General features: G+C 46.1%; 15 protein-coding genes. 11 read left to right on the top strand and 4 right to left on the bottom strand.

Annotation, left to right across the window (positions count from 1 at the left end; genetic code table 11):
- The first annotated feature begins 157 nt into the window (after nucleotides 1–157).
- Both MHB84_RS08090 and MHB84_RS08085 read left to right on the top strand, forming a co-directional pair.
- Nucleotides 158–727: a hypothetical protein gene (locus tag MHB84_RS08090; RefSeq protein ID WP_076290329.1), complete on the top strand. Its 570-nt coding sequence runs from the start codon at nucleotides 158–160 to the stop codon at nucleotides 725–727.
- Nucleotides 728–1,101: 374 nt separating this feature from the next.
- Nucleotides 1,102–1,383: a hypothetical protein gene (locus MHB84_RS08085; protein WP_076290328.1), complete on the top strand. Its 282-nt coding sequence runs from the start codon at nucleotides 1,102–1,104 to the stop codon at nucleotides 1,381–1,383.
- 133 nt (nucleotides 1,384–1,516) lie between these two features.
- Here the strand turns inward: MHB84_RS08085 and MHB84_RS08080 are convergent, their stop codons facing one another.
- Complete coding sequence (locus tag MHB84_RS08080; RefSeq protein ID WP_076290327.1) at nucleotides 1,517–2,047, bottom strand: hypothetical protein; 531 nt, start codon at nucleotides 2,045–2,047, stop codon at nucleotides 1,517–1,519.
- Nucleotides 2,048–2,195: 148 nt separating this feature from the next.
- Here MHB84_RS08080 and MHB84_RS08075 point away from each other — a divergent pair, with 148 nt between their 5' ends.
- Both MHB84_RS08075 and MHB84_RS08070 read left to right on the top strand, forming a co-directional pair.
- Nucleotides 2,196–2,564, top strand: coding sequence for a hypothetical protein (locus MHB84_RS08075; protein WP_076290326.1), 369 nt, complete (start codon nucleotides 2,196–2,198; stop codon nucleotides 2,562–2,564).
- Between the two features lie 192 nt (nucleotides 2,565–2,756).
- Nucleotides 2,757–3,086, top strand: a complete 330-nt coding sequence (locus MHB84_RS08070) for a hypothetical protein (RefSeq protein ID WP_076290325.1) — start codon at nucleotides 2,757–2,759, stop codon at nucleotides 3,084–3,086.
- 131 nt (nucleotides 3,087–3,217) lie between these two features.
- On the opposite strand, the gene MHB84_RS08065 is transcribed toward MHB84_RS08070, so the two are convergent.
- From MHB84_RS08065 to MHB84_RS08055, 3 genes are read right to left on the bottom strand one after another with little or no spacing between them, the layout of a single operon-like run.
- Entirely contained in the window at nucleotides 3,218–4,381 is a 1,164-nt protein-coding gene (locus MHB84_RS08065; protein WP_076290324.1) for a Ger(x)C family spore germination protein, read from the bottom strand.
- Nucleotides 4,378–5,883 (bottom strand): spore germination protein, encoded by a 1,506-nt coding sequence (locus tag MHB84_RS08060; RefSeq protein WP_083678987.1) that lies wholly within the window; start codon nucleotides 5,881–5,883, stop codon nucleotides 4,378–4,380. Before MHB84_RS08060 ends, MHB84_RS08065 begins: the two co-directional genes overlap by 4 nt.
- On the bottom strand, nucleotides 5,840–6,976 hold the full coding sequence (locus MHB84_RS08055) for an endospore germination permease (protein WP_076290323.1): 1,137 nt from the start codon (nucleotides 6,974–6,976) through the stop codon (nucleotides 5,840–5,842). Before MHB84_RS08055 ends, MHB84_RS08060 begins: the two co-directional genes overlap by 44 nt.
- 196 nt (nucleotides 6,977–7,172) lie before the next feature.
- Between MHB84_RS08055 and MHB84_RS08050 the strand changes: the two genes are divergently transcribed.
- From MHB84_RS08050 to MHB84_RS08020, 7 genes are all read left to right on the top strand, one after another.
- Entirely contained in the window at nucleotides 7,173–8,066 is an 894-nt protein-coding gene (locus tag MHB84_RS08050) for an NAD(P)-dependent oxidoreductase (RefSeq protein WP_076290322.1), read from the top strand.
- 247 nt (nucleotides 8,067–8,313) lie between these two features.
- Nucleotides 8,314–9,048 carry a nuclease-related domain-containing protein gene (locus MHB84_RS08045; protein WP_064640469.1) on the top strand — a complete coding sequence of 245 codons (735 nt, stop codon included), beginning with the start codon at nucleotides 8,314–8,316 and terminating at the stop codon, nucleotides 9,046–9,048.
- A gap of 339 nt (nucleotides 9,049–9,387) precedes the next feature.
- A complete protein-coding gene (locus MHB84_RS08040) occupies nucleotides 9,388–10,287 on the top strand; it encodes a hypothetical protein (RefSeq protein WP_076290321.1) in 900 nt (299 codons plus the stop codon).
- A 176-nt stretch (nucleotides 10,288–10,463) separates the two neighbouring features.
- The gene (locus MHB84_RS08035) at nucleotides 10,464–12,242 is read left to right on the top strand and encodes a cache domain-containing sensor histidine kinase (RefSeq protein ID WP_076290320.1); all 1,779 of its coding nucleotides are present in this window, start codon (nucleotides 10,464–10,466) and stop codon (nucleotides 12,240–12,242) included.
- Between the two features lie 46 nt (nucleotides 12,243–12,288).
- Nucleotides 12,289–13,365 (top strand): response regulator transcription factor, encoded by a 1,077-nt coding sequence (locus tag MHB84_RS08030; protein WP_076290319.1) that lies wholly within the window; start codon nucleotides 12,289–12,291, stop codon nucleotides 13,363–13,365.
- Between the two features lie 141 nt (nucleotides 13,366–13,506).
- Nucleotides 13,507–14,478 carry an ABC transporter permease gene (locus MHB84_RS08025; protein ID WP_076290318.1) on the top strand — a complete coding sequence of 324 codons (972 nt, stop codon included), beginning with the start codon at nucleotides 13,507–13,509 and terminating at the stop codon, nucleotides 14,476–14,478.
- A 15-nt stretch (nucleotides 14,479–14,493) separates the two neighbouring features.
- Nucleotides 14,494–15,363, top strand: coding sequence for a carbohydrate ABC transporter permease (locus MHB84_RS08020; RefSeq protein ID WP_062321002.1), 870 nt, complete (start codon nucleotides 14,494–14,496; stop codon nucleotides 15,361–15,363).
- Nucleotides 15,364–15,376: the final 13 nt, after the last annotated feature.

Genomic DNA, 15,376 nt, shown 5'->3' with positions numbered 1-15,376 from the left:
TTATTATCGGTATTGCTAGTGTGTTAATCATTGTCGCCAGTAGCGAGAAAGCTGAGTCAATTGCGGAGTTGAATGACCGTTAATCTTCTGTATTTTTTCAAGAGCGTTTGATAGAATGAAGGTAAACTTTGGAAGTGTGTGAAGGAGCTTACTCAACATGCTGGAATTTTCATTCGAGATTATTGATGAGACTAAGATTAACATTCAGTACAAATACGGCAGTCAGTTTTTTAATTTTAATCTGTTTTGGTCCAATGGAAATTGGACATTGCATCCATTCGATGGCATTCTTATCGAAAACCGGGAGATGTGCAGTTTAATTGTGGGGGATCTTTTGAAGAACAAGGATTTTCACGTCATGCTTGCAAAAGAAAAGATTATGCTTTCCCATTTGCGCACGACCGTAAATCTTCAGCCGGAAGATCCAGAAGAGTTCGAAATAAATCATCGAATTGATGATCTGTCATACCAGGAAGATGATGGTCTGATGAGTTACATAGAAAATCATAGTTTTGAAGAGATCCTTCAGCTGGAGCAGCAGCAGATCCATGCAAGAGTGGAGTTTTTTCAGCAAATTATTCAGAGAATGTTTATGGAAGGTATTGGACCAGAAGATGCTGATTTCAGCAAGGTTCAAACTATTATTCGGATTTACAAGGATACGTTCGATAGACTAGGGAATATCAATGATACCAATATGGGCGATTACACTAGTAAAAGATGGTAAAGTTATGAATTTGATGATATTTTGATGAGAGGTTGAATTAAAGATTGATAAAGTAGGGATTCCGATCTCTTCTTTTTTTTTATTTTCACGCCCAATTTATTCATTACTATAGCGTTAACGAAAGAAGGAAAGCCTAATGATTATAACAATATATGAATTGCATCATGCCTGCCCGGGATTTTTGTTGCGTCCGAGTTGATCTGTTAAGAAAACATGTATAGGGAGCCAGTAGGATCTAAAATAAACACCAATAAAAAGTAAAACTCTTCATGTCGTTTATGTGTTTATTGGTTAGTGGATAAAAGGTATCTACAGGATAAGATGATGTGAGTTATATCAAGTACGTATATGTTACATGGGAAGGAGAGAAGGCGATGAGTAGAGCCGCTGTACTGGATACGGAAGAGGAGCAATTGTATGATGAATTGCGACGTATGCTTGAAGAAGTGGAAGAGACGGATCAGCGGAAAAGGGAATTGAATCGTATGATCAGACAACTCAAGTTTACAAAATGGTGGAAAGAACGTCTGGTCAGAAGTGACGCGTCTTCGCAGAACATAAAACCTGCTAGGCTATGGATCATGCTGGCGACAGGGGCATTGACACCAGTAGTGGTGTTTACCATTTTCATATGGGTATCGTTATGGGTTGAATGATGAAGTAATCTATCGGGTAACTTCCTCCAATCGATAAATTTGATTTAATGTTAGGCGATAATAGCAAGCGCTGGATCAGAAAGTAATTTCCGATCTAGCGCTCATTTGTTTTTTTTACTGGTGTGCAGGTAGGTCAATGAGTCACACGGATGTCCTTTTCCGAATCCTCAACCTTCTTAGTCATATACTGGTGATACTCGCGAAAACTGCTGATGTGGTGCAAGGAATCGGAATTTTCAGACTGGATCTTAATTTTACCGTCCTGAGGCAGTTTTTTCATCTCAGCAACCACTTCCTTCGAGCCTTGAATATCTCCAGCCATCTCCTGAATTCGTTGTAACAGCGTTGGATGGCCCTCATGTTGCAGCATTTCAGCGAGAGGTCTCATTTCCTCCAGCTTCTGGGTGGATCGTTCAAGAGTGGTCATTACTTTGTCTTCATCCATGCTCGCATTTAGCGAAACCATGCGATGAATATGATCCTTTTCCATCCGTTCCAGCGCTTCAAGATGGGAAGCCTCCAGTCGTTTGGGATCGCTCCAGCTCTCGGTTTGAACAGTATCGTTCTGCTGCGAAGCATGGTTCATATTGGCATTGCCACAGCCCCATAACAGAGTCGAGCAAGTTAACACCGTTCCAACGGCGATGATGCTTTTTAACCTCATGTTGTCACTCCTTATATAATTTCCTTATGGTAGTATGAACCGTAAATTGGTAATTATGCATGCAAACCAATGGATCAAAAGGTCCAACTTTTTAGCATAAGTATTGTTTATAAAGTAAAAGGGTTGCTTGTTACAAAGGGGGAATCTCATGAAACTGTACACCAACAGCATCTGGCGATGGAGCACGACACTGTTGTATCCACTGCTAATTTTTTTAGATAGGAGTTGGACGGGGCAGCCCCATCCATGGTTCGCGTTAACCATTGCCATTGTGTTTTGTTTTCTGTGGAGTGGTATCAAGGATATGTTCATCTCGACTGGACTGACCTGGCTGGTTGCCATCCCTTGCTGGTGGTATTTCATTGAGCTTCCCAAACCATCGTTTGGCGCAGAGAATTTTGCCGCTCATCTGTGGCTGATCGTGCTGATTTTTATATTTGTGGTGCTCCTGCCGCAGACCCTGATACTGACCACACGTATGCGAATAATGGAGTACTATAGGCAGAATGGAAAATAGTCTGATAGGCGGTCGCTGCATAGGATAAATACAATAATTTAACATCATCAATGACTTCCTAACCTGTATGGTTGGAGGTCTTTTTATTAATCAGTAAGGAATAAATTATTTATATTTCCATATCCATCCTGTGAAATCTTCTGATAAGGTTATTCACGTTGCGCGATTACGTTTAGGCATTCAGGAGGGCATATGAGCAAGAGGAAGAATGAGAAGTTATACAATTATTTATTATTATTTTTGATTTTGTATGGAGTTACTTTGTTCATTTGGCCTATGGCTCTTTTTGGACTTGGTATGTCCTTATCGGCACCGTATCCACACACATATGATACTTCCCGTGATCTATTGGTTAAAATTCTTTTCACCTATCCTTTAGGTGTATTATTTGCGATTTTTTATTGTGGGATTAGTTACGAAAACGGGCGATATAAAGCCCCTTACTGGGTTGTTCATGTTCCATTACTTTGGCCTGTTTCATGGGTCATAGTTGAATATTTAGGATTAAAATTTAGCTTTTAAAGAAATGAAGGATACATACATCCTTGGACAACGAAGATTAAGTTATGAAACGTTTCAACCCCTTACACAAAATAATAGCAGCATCAACCAAACAATCCCCTATCCGACATACGGCAGGGGATTTGTTATGGCTACACTTTCCTACGGAATTTACCTGTATATGGAATGGTAATATGAATGTCCAGCTCCTGAATGGAATCTTCCGTCAGGATCATCTTTGAGCCGTTGTTGGACAGCTTGCGCCATAGGCTTGGATTTTTGCGATAAACCTTCTCCTGAAGTCCATAGACATCGACCCCACGTTTCAGACCTTCGCGATACGTTTGCAAAATTTGCTCCCGCAATGTCTTCTCGCTGAATTGGACCATCTCGTCATAGGAAACAGGGGTGATATATTCATACAAGGCGGTCAGGTACTTGGCATCGATGTTGAAATAAACCTCATTCCCACGAATGACAGGCACAATTTTGACGTTGGGCAAACCAACGCTGAGCGCGCCATAGATGGTTCCTTCGTTTTCAATAATCAATGGCGCACGCCGCATATCCTTAAGTAACCAATGAAATCCAGGAATTGTGCTATGGGGCAAATATTCAAATTTATCCCCGGTTCTTTCAAAAAAAGCACCGTCAATCATAAACAATTCGTAATTTTTTTTGTTCTGCGACCAGTGTTCCTTGTTCAAGGTGATGCAAGGCAGATAAGTTGTCGTGGACGCATCATTATGGGTGGCAATGAGTTTGAAACTAAGCACTGGAGGAAACAGCGATTCTTCCAGGAATGAGGGAAGAGGGTTATGCAGAATACTGTCCAGCGGCGACATATTGTATATGGACGTGGCGCTCAGAATATTTTCCAATGGATCACGAGTGCCGTATACCCAAGTTGTATAACGTGATTCAGGGAAACGTCCAAGCATGTCGAACACTTCCGTAATATGCTTGCTTGTCAGGACATTTTCGGCCATGACAATGGCCGTCACATGGCCCCAAGCGATATGGAGCTGGGAACTTCGGAACAGTTCGTTTACCGCCAGATTCAATGTTCTCCCCGATGCATGTCCAACCCACACGGGTGGGGCTTCCGCAGTTTTGGTTGAATTTTCGCTCTTGGCTACACTGGCAAAGTCCATGCTTTGAACATACATGTGATACATCCCGTCCTTGTAATCGATCCCGATCGCTTTGGCATAGTCCACCTGTTGGATCTCATAGGCACTCCAGCACCCGCTGGTCACAAAACAAAGAGAGAGACTTAGCAGTCCTAGCAACCATCGTTGTATAAGCCGCTTCATCGCTCATTCCCTTCTTTGCGCGGCTCCTGCGTTTCCAAATAGACAGGTCTGCGTTTCATCCATCCTTTCGGAAGTTTGAACAACGAGGCCAGCGCCTGTCTGAAATTAAGCGGACTGAGCGGTGTCAGATAAGGAATACCGAACGATTTCAGATCGGTCAGATAGATCAGGAACAGGATAATGGACAGAATGAACCCATAGATGCCAAGGGATGCCCCCAGTACAAAACAGAAAAAACGCAGAATCAGAACAGAACTGGTCATGACCTGATTCACAATCGTTGCTCCGGCCACTACGGTTACAGCAATGACGACAATCATGAGCGGGGAAACCATGCCTGCACGGATAGCCGAATCCCCAATAATCAATCCGCCAACAACGGTCAGCGTCTGACCAATGGCGCTGGGAAGCCTCACCCCTGCTTCCCGGAATAGCTCCATCAGAAGCATAATGAGAAACATTTCCACACCAGACTCCATAGGTAGACCCATGCGCCCAACCGAGATCGTGGCTACGAGTGGAAAGGGTAGCTGGTCCATGTGAAAAGAAGTCAGCGCAATATAGAAACCAGGCAAGAACACGGTTATTAATAGCCCGATAAAACGCAGCATACGGCCCACATTCACCGGAAGAAAAGGGAAGCTGGCATCCTCAGGGGATTTGAGAAGCAGAAACAAATTGACGGGTCCGATGATGACGCTGGGATTGCCATCCACGATAATGACGAAACGTCCGTTCAGAAGACATTCCGCCGCAAAATCAGGTCTGCCCGTGTAGTGGGTTACCGGAAACAATGTGACTTTGGAAGGGGACAATAATTCCTCTAGTTCATTGGCGGTCATAATGCGTTCGATATCGATTTTGCGCAGCCTATTCTTCACATCATCAATCAGCTCGGGATTGGCAATGTCCTTAATATACATCAGGGCGACTTTGGTCACGGAGCGAGAACCAATTAATTCAATATTACAGGCTAATTCGGCCGTACGCAGGCGTGTACGAATTAACGCAATATTGACTGATAGTCGTTCGATAAAACCATCTCGTGCCCCGCGGATCGATACTTCCGTAGTGGATTCATCCGGCGACCGTGTAGGAATGTTGGATATATCCATGCTCCACATCTTCTGGATGGAAGGAATGCAGATGAGCATATGCCCCTCAAACACTCGCAGGGACATGAGTTCCTTTCCCAGCGGATTGTTCTGTATGTCTATACTTGTCCATTGCAGGGTAATGGACTTCTCGATGTCCGATGCACGAACAAAGTGAGTACTCTCGTACGTTCGCGTCAGTTCGGGAAGAATAATATCATATATGGATTTGCTGTCGACCATACCGCTGCAATACACGATGACAATCTGCTGTGGAGACTCCCCAATCATATGGCTGCTGATGATCACATCATCTGAACCTGCAAAAAACGTCGTAAGATTATGCTCATTGATTCGGAATGGTTCAGCCAGATGGGGGTTTTTCTTTGGTGTGGTTGTGAGCGGCATGGGCGGGAGCCTCCTTGTCTTTTTTGTGTATGAATGCGGCGAGGGTCAACAGGATTGTTACCGTGGATACATAGGCCAGCATCACGGGGAATTGAATATGGTTTACATAATAGTCAACGTAATCAATTCTCCACCACTGTACAGCTATTCCACACATGATGAAGGTGACAATTAGAACGGCAACGTACCTTTTCTTGGGTCTGCGAAAATCGAGCAGATCGACGATAAGATAGATGGAGATCGCCACTCTGGCAAATGAACCGCTTAGCCATTGATAGATGGACAAGAAGTCCACGTGCTGGAGCAATTTCCCTATATTCACCAGCTTCCATTGCTCATAGGGGCTATTTCGCTGTTTTGCTGCTTCCTCCGGACCGAACTCAACGATGGCTCCCAGCGTTGGACCAATCGCCATACTGAGCATGAATAACCCGAGCAGCAGAAGATGCCACCAGCGAATTTTACTTTTGATATCGTGTTGGAACAGCATCAAGATCCAGATTTCCATCAGTCCAGCAAGCGAATAGATCATGCCCCTTAGGACGGGGCCGGAACCATATTCCATGATGGGAAACAACTGGCCATAGTCCTTGTATTTTATGTTGGCTGACATCACGAAATATCCAAGCAGGATCACGAACGGAAGCAAAAGACTTGAAGTCATGGCAATGGAACGGATACCTTTGGCAGCCGCCCAGGCAGCAACCAGAGCTCCCACGCCTGCGAGCACATAGGGTGGGGTGAATTGCAGATAGGTGGATACCGTCCAGTTTGTTGTTTCATATAAGGTATGTGATCCAAGCGCAAGCAGCATGAGTGAGGCAGTGATACGGAAAATCCATGAAGGAATTGCGCCAAATTCCCGCGTGATCCAGTCCGTCAAACGCTGCCCGCGTACCCGTCGGATAATAACGAACATCATACATAGAAATAACAAAAAGAAGGGAGCAGCAGCGACTACCGATAGCCAGCCATCTCTGCCTGCATAATCCAGAATCGCCGGAATGGACAGAACATGGCACACGAGGCCTGCACTTAACAAAATGATGGAAAAGGACAGCCATATCGTGATTTCTCCCTTTTCACGGCTCATGGGAATTCTCCTTTCCGTTCAAGGAAGTTTCCGTTAGGTTGTACAAGAAATGGATTTTCGATTCCTATTTTATTTTTTTGAACAATAGAAGACGAAACAAGATAGACGGAAGAGACAGAAAGCATTAACATACAGATATAGCAAGTTTAGAAGACAGGCTCCAAACGAAGTATAGAGAAATAGGAGGAAACCTACGATGACAAATACAACGAAGGCACCTGGAGAGACGAAAGTTGGCTTTATCGGTACAGGCGTAATGGGCAAAAGCATGGCAGGGCACATCCAGCAGGCAGGCTATCCGTTGCATGTCTATACGCGCACGGCCGCCAAAGCGGAAGCGTTGGTGAAGGAAGGTGCCGTATGGCATGACACACCAGGCAAACTGGCAGCCGAGTGTGATGTCATCATCACGATGGTGGGGTATCCGAAGGATGTTGAGGAGATTTATCTTGGTGAAGATGGTCTCGTGGCGAACGCGAAACCGGGCTCTTACCTGATTGATATGACCACATCCAGTCCGCTGCTGGCTGCACGGATCTATGAAGCCGCGGAAGCCAAAGGACTGCATGCGTTGGATGCACCAGTTTCCGGTGGGGATATCGGAGCACGGGATGCCAAGCTGTCCATTATGGTTGGCGGCAGCACGGAGGCCTTTGAAGCGGTTCGTCCGTTGTTCGAGCAAATGGGCACCAACATTGTGCTGCAAGGCAAGGCGGGAGCAGGACAGCATACCAAAATGTGCAACCAGATCGCGATTGCTTCAGGCATGATGGGTGTGTGCGAGGCACTCGCTTATGCCAAGACATCCGGTCTGGACGCGGAGAATGTGCTGAAGAGCATCGCTACCGGTGCAGCCGGAAGCTGGTCACTTAGCAATCTAGGTCCGCGCATGATCGCAGGCGATTATGAGCCTGGATTCTATGTGAAACATTTTATCAAAGACATGGGTATCGCTCTCGAATCTGCCAAAGCCATGGGCATGAAGACACCAGGGTTGGCCTTGGCTGAATCCTTGTATCAGGAAATATCCAGCAACGGTCTGGATGAGAAGGGTACACAGGTGCTTTACACATATTATTTACAGGCTTAATCCTCACACCCAAGACAACAGCGTGTTCTTTTTCTTCAATAGAAAGGAATACGCTGTTTTTATAAAATTCCCCCTTCTCGTATGCGTCTAAAGTCACAGTATTGGTTAAAGAATCGTATATACTTTAGTTAAACAATGGATTTTTGGCCCTCTTCCCTTTATTTTTGCCCCTCTTTATCCGACATAAGTAATAGAAGTATACATAATGGATGTGCGAAACCCACACTACATAGAACGGAGCTTGCCCATGTTCAAAAAAATCCTGTCTCTGTTCAAGTCACAGCCAGAGCTCGCGAACCAGATATCAGCTTCCGCTTCATCTTTACCGTCAACGGCCCCCATACCTACGCGTATGGTCCGCAGTAGACGCAAAAAAACGAAATCAGATGGAGATTGGACCCGTCAGCCAGAGGAACCAAGCACTGCCCAGCAGCTGCATGCTCTTCCGGGTGAATACAAAGTTCTGAACGACTTGCTTGTTGCCAATACCAAGTCCCGCTCGGGTTATTCATCGATTGATCATGTTGTCATCGGTCCGCGGGGGATCTTCGTGATTGAGACACGAAACCTGACGACGGGTGAGATTCGTGGAGGCCGAAGAGAGGCCAACTGGACAGTCAGCAGCAGCCGAATCAAGATGTATAACCCATTGATGCAGCACCGGGGGCATGTGGAGGCCATTCAGGCACACCTCGGCGATTATAAAAGAGTTCGTCTCGTCTCCATGGTGACCTTCACCAATCGCTGCCGGATCAGTGTTGATCCAGCTGTGCGGTATGTCAATTCGGATGAACTGATTATCTATGATCATGAATTGGTGGAGACCATTCTTCGTAAAACGGAAAGGCTTGAGACCGAAGTCCCCGAAACGTTGTATAAAGAACAGGATATTCAGGCAATCTACAACATGCTGTCCGCAGTCAATTCCACGGATCCCCAGATTCGGGCTGATCATATGGAGAAGGCCAAAGGCATTAAATAAGAGGAACCTGAACCTGTTACATCATCCATGCGCGATGAATTGAAACGAATAATGCAGATCACTAAGCATACATATCAACACGGTTGTCCTTCATTTCATGGATGACCGTGTTTTTTTGTTCTCTCCGTATGTAAGAATGGGACAGCCAGAAGTGCAGGTGAGCATGCAGGCACATTGTCGTATACACCCAGTATTTAACTTATGATAAAATAAAGACCAGATTACACAGTGATATATCTATGTTATCCGAAAGGATATTTATGGAATGAACTATTCATGGATTGAAGCAGAGGTTAATTGAACTCAGGTACATACATAAGATAAGGGGAAGATTACAAAATGAGATGGAATCATAGAATCAAGATGTTCACGGCCATTTTCAGCTTGGTTGCCATATTGACTGCATGTGGCGGTGGGACGAAGGAAGCAACGACGAAGGAGTCTGCTCAGGATGCTGGCACGGTGGCTACAGCAACCAATGGCTCGGCCACGTCAACAACTGAATCGTCGGCAGCAGATACGAATGCTGAAGACTCTGCGGGCACCTCCTCAACTTCCGATACAGTGGGGTCTTCGCCTGAAGAAGGCAAAATCGGAGTGGACTCTACACTGGAGGAATTGAAGGAGAAGTATGCAGACAAGCTTGGCTATATCCGTGTCCCGCTTAACGATCATCCGGTTCGCAGGGTAAGTGAAGAAGGCTCCAAAAATATTAATATCGCCAACTATAGTGATGCGGTAGTGAATATGAATACAGGTATTCCAATCCATTCCGATTCACAGCGTTTGATCGATGATGCCTTTCCTTTTTTCACAACCGTTCAGGCACCGGAAGTGTCCTATGTGTCATGGGAAGAAGCAACCAATCTGGAGCGTGCCATGGTGAAGACATTGTTTATCTCTCGTCAGGCGCTGTTACTCACGGAGGATGCCATGAAGAACAAGGATTACACCAGTCAGTCCTTTAAGGACTCGATGGTATTTTTCAAGAATGCAGCGGAGTTCGACTCCATGGCACCTGTTGCGCAGCATACGTATGACATCACATTAACGAAACTTTACGATAAAGCCCGCGAGTCGTGGGCCAAACTGGCTGCAATAGATCCGGAACAGGACGAAGCTGCATTTGCCGAGAAGTATACGGAAGCCAGAACAGAAGCGAATAACGTGATGGGGCTGCTGAACATTTTGTTATCCACCAATGAAGAAGAACGTTTGGAGCAGACATACGGCAAATAGTCTTCTATGGGAAATACTGTTCCGAAAAATGTTCTTACGGCTTATCCTTCATAGAGCAGGTAGAAACTCTGACTACCGTCGATACGGGGTCAGGGTTTTTCTGTTGTTTTACATAGGGGTATGATATCTTTTTTAAGAATAAAGTGGTACGGGACAAGGGTGAGGTGCGAAGAGTGATGAGATGGATTCAATTATGTAAACGCTTTAAATTCAGAACAAAACTGATTTTGTTTCTGTCGGCGGCGACTGTATTGATATCAGGCATCACGGGGTTAATTACTTATCGCATACATATTTCGCTGTTTAATGAAGAAGTGAGTCGCCAGTATAGTCTTACCGCAGAACAGGTACTTGCAAGACTCGATTCCAGGGTGCACGACATGTATAAAGTGACGGACTACATTACGCTGAATCCCTCCGTGAAAAATGCTATTAAGGCGCAGGCTGCGGGCATTTCCTCCTATGATCAGATGAAGCTGGAAGATGAACTGGATGACCAGTTGTATCAGGTTCGTCTCGATGCACCGGAGATCATGGGAATTCGAATCTATGATCTTAAGGGAAACATATTTAATCTCGGTACGTTTGCCGGCTCGTTTCAACAGATGGACCCTTCATATTTGGCTGAGATGGTCCATAAGCTGGAAGGGACGGGAGGAGAATATATATGGAACCGTCTGGACGCAGATGCTTTTCTTCAAGAGGAGAAATCCAACTGGATTCTGGCAGGGCGCTTAATGCGTTCTGTTGATCTGGAGACGTATGGAGTCATGTTAATCCTCTTTAATACCTCTCTGTTTGAATCCTATCTCAAGGACCTGCGTCTTAATGAAGATATTGCCGCGTATTTGTTGGATGCAGATGGGAAACTGGTATATGCGTTTCATAATCAAGATGCGGACCCACCACCGCTTACACAACTAAGCATGGGGGCAACCGAGATTAGGGACGAGCAGGGGACCGCTCATTTGTATACAAAACAAACGTCGGACAAAGCCAAGTTCACGTTGATCAGCAAAGTATCCTTGGCTCAGATTCAGCATAAGGGCAAGATTATCGTCAAAGTCGCTGTATTTTCCGCGGCAGCCACGGTTCTGTGTTCGTGGATCATTATTACCATCATCAGCCGCAGGCTGCTGCGTCCACTGGCCAGCCTGGTTAACGCGATGAAAAGAGTGCGCGACGGACAATTTGATACACGCGTTCAGATTCAGACACAGGATGAGCTGGGCTTCATTGGAGAACGATTCAATGCGATGGCATCACGGATAGATACGTTGATTCATGAAGTCTATGAGCGCGAGTTAAGTGAAAAGCAAGCTGAGCTCAAGGCTATACAGGCCCAGTTGAATCCACATTTTCTGTATAACACATTAAGCATGTTTTTCTGGAAGTTCTATATGCTTGGAGATGAGAAGTCGGCGCGTCTGGTTACGGCCTTGTCCGAGATGCTGCAATATACACTGGAGCCAGTCCAGCGGTTGACTACCCTACAGGATGAGATGACCCAGATTGACCATTTTCTGCAGATTCAGCAGGCCCGATATCAGGAGGCCTTATCGATCGAGATTTCTGTTCCTCCTGAACTGCTCCGGTGCCAGGTGATTCGACTGCTGCTGCAGCCCATTGTGGAGAATGTGTTTGTTCATGCCTTTGCGGACAAAAGGGACAATCGTCGTCTGGAGATTCGCGGGTTCCGATACGCGGGAAATGATGCAGAATCGGACATGCTTATTCTGGAGATAGCCGATAACGGATGCGGGATGGACCCAACCATGATGAATCGTATTTTGGCACCTTTGGCACACGCTGATGAGGAGCGTCAACATATTGGCATGCGAAGTGTACTCAGACGAATCGAACTGATTCATGGTGAGCCTTATGGTGTGCAGATCGAATCCACTGCTGAAGTGGGAACGCTGGTGCGGCTTCGTTTGCCCTATCAGGTAGAATAGGTTGCTGGACGTGAACAGATAACATGCTGAGAGGAGAATACATCCATTGAATGGACGAATACTCGTAGTCGATGATGAAGTGATGTTTCGGCAAGGATTGATACATCTGGTGTCCAATAATCCACTCGGGTGGGAAGTGGTTGGTGAAGCTGCCGACGGAGAAGAAGCGCTACAAGCCGTAAACAGTTGTACACCGGATCTAATTATTACGGATATCAACATGCCGGTGATGGATGGCTTGGACTTGGCAGAACAGATCCATGATCGTGGTCAGGACATTATGATCATTATTTTGACGGGCTATCGGGAGTTTGAATATGCACAGCGCGCAATCCGTTATGGTGCGATGGAGTTTCTGCTCAAGCCCTTCTCTCTAGATGAGGCCTGTCGTGTTCTGCGCAAAGCGCATGAACGATACTGCCAGCGACAATCTGATAACCGAATTAGGGAACAGTACAGTCTGGTAGAGAGATCGGATCAATTGCGTGATGAGTTGGCAGCACTCTTGTTGAACCAGCAGCTGCCGCAAATGGCTGCACGGATAGATGAACTGTTCAGCCATGCATCCCGGATGCCTCTCCCTGAATGCAAAGCCGAGATTCAGCTGCTCATGAAAGTGATGACCGATCTGTTAGTGCAGCAGTTCCGTGTTCAGCAGTCTGCAAGTGTCGACAAGTTCGGCCCAGATCCGTTGCTCTGGATTCATACGGTAGCGGAAGTGATGGCTTGGGCACGCTGCAAAAGTGATGAATGGCTTGGTATGCTAGTCCGGCTTACGCAGGAACAACAGGATCACGTGGTCACACGGGTCCTTCAGTACATCGAGATGAACTATTCCAGAAATTGTAATCTTCAGGCGGCAGCCGCACATGTTCACGTGACCCCCAATTATCTCAGTCACCTGTTCAAAAAAGAAACCGGTCATGGCTTCAGCCAGTACGTCAGCAAGCGTAGAGTGGATAAGGCGAAGTTACTGCTGCACAGTACCCGGCAGAGCATGGCGGACATTGCCGAACAGACCGGGTTCGATAACTCCAGTTATTTTACAACCGTGTTCAAACAGATGACCGGGCTGTCGCCCCGCGAATTTCGCAAGCAGCCGAGCCATGAGAGCAGCAAGTAAGCCGTTACCGAACACAGCCCCACGATGTGGGGTTATTTTGCGTAGAAATTTAAAAAAGGATCGTTAAATATCGAATGTTTACGCTTACATTTTTATCTAGAATACAACTATAGACATCCACAGCAGAGAGGAGTGATGAACATGAAGGGAGAGCTGGCCGCAGGGCCGCCAAGGTTGGAACCGCCTGACAGCGAAGTGAGGCAGAGAATCCGGCAGCAGCGGCTTCGCCGTTTCAAGATGAATATTCCGCTACTATTGATGTTTCTTCCGGTGATCCTGTTTTATCTTATCTTTCGTTATGCGCCGATTGGGGGGCTGGTCATCGCCTTCAAGGATTATAACTTCTATGACGGGCTCTGGAACAGTCCATGGGTGGGCTTTCAACATTTTCAGACCTTGTTCAGCGATCCGCGCACAGTGGAGATCATCCGTAATACTTTATTTCTCAGTTTGCTTAGCATTATCGTGGGTTTTCCCATCCCGATTATTCTGGCGATCATGCTGAATGAAGTAAGAAACATGGCGTTTAAGCGGACCGTGCAGACCGTGGTGTACATGCCGCACTTTTTCTCATGGGTCATCATTGCAATGATGATCATGACCGTATTTTCACTGGAGAACGGAATCGTGAACCGATGGGTGGAAGCCTGGACGGGAGAGCCGTATCCATTCATGTACAACAAAGGCTCTTGGATCGCCGTTTTTGTCGGGTCAGGTATCTGGAAGGACATGGGCTTTAACGCGATTATTTTTCTGGCGGCACTAACGACGATCGATCCAAGCCAGTACGAAGCTGCACAGATGGATGGGGCGAGCAAGATGCGACAGATCTGGCACGTAACCCTTCCTGGCATTCGCTCCACCATTATTTTGCTCCTTATTCTGTCGATGGGGCGCGTCATGGAAGTTGGATTTGACCAAGTGTATATGCTTCAGAACTCTAACGTGAACGAGGTTGCCGATGTTATCAGTACGTATATTTATCGCACAGGTCTTCAGGGAGCACAGTTCAGCCTGACGACGGCGATGGGATTATTTGAATCGCTGGTCGCTTTTATTCTCATCTATTGTGCCAACTATATTGCACGTCGATTTAACGAAGGTTTGTGGTAAGGGAGGCGGAGCAGAGTGAGAAAAACACGAGGAGAACAAGTCTTTTATATGATCAATTATGTGTTGTTAACATTGGTCGCTATCAGCTGTATCCTGCCCCTTCTGAATATTGTGGCTTTGTCGTTGAGTGATGCGAGAGCCGTAGTATCCGGTAAAGTAGGGCTATGGCCAGTCGACTTCACCTGGTTTTCCTATCACAGTCTATTGACCGGGACGCCGATCCTGAATGCGTTCTGGAACAGTGTCGAGATTACGTTAATCGGTACGGGGCTGAGTATGGCTGTTACAATTATGGCGGCGTATCCGCTGTCGCGCAGGCATTTTTACCACCGTAGGTTTTTTACGATGGCGATGGTATTCACGATGATTTTTAACGGCGGATTGATTCCGACTTATCTGGTGGTGCAGAACCTTGGGCTGGTGAACAGTTATGGTGCACTTTGGCTGCCAGGTCTGGTAAGTACGTATAACATGCTGATTATGAGATCGTATTTTGAAAATCTCCCAGGGGAAGTGGACGAAGCTGCACGCATCGATGGATGCGGAGAGCTCGGTTTGTTATTTCGGATCGTGCTGCCTCTGTCCAAACCGTTGCTGGCGACCATTGCTCTGTTCTATGGTGTAGGGTACTGGAATTCATTCATGAGTGTGATGATTTACATCAATGATACCTCGAAGTACAACATGACTGTATTGGTCCAAAATATGATTATGTCCAATCTGAACGTGCAGGATTTTACCGATCCTACGATGATTTCGAATCTAACGCCAGAAGGCATTCGGGCAGCGGCCGTAATCGTGATGGTCATTCCCATTTTGGCAGTGTATCCATTCTTGCAAAAGTACTTTGTTAAAGGGGTCATGCTGGGCTCCATTAAAGGGTAGTGCAGGCTGCAAG

It is taken from the genome of Paenibacillus sp. FSL F4-0087, assembly GCF_038020215.1.
GTDB classification, from domain to species: Bacteria; Bacillota; Bacilli; order Paenibacillales; family Paenibacillaceae; genus Paenibacillus; species Paenibacillus taichungensis.
This window is presented reverse-complemented; position numbering and strand designations above follow the sequence as displayed.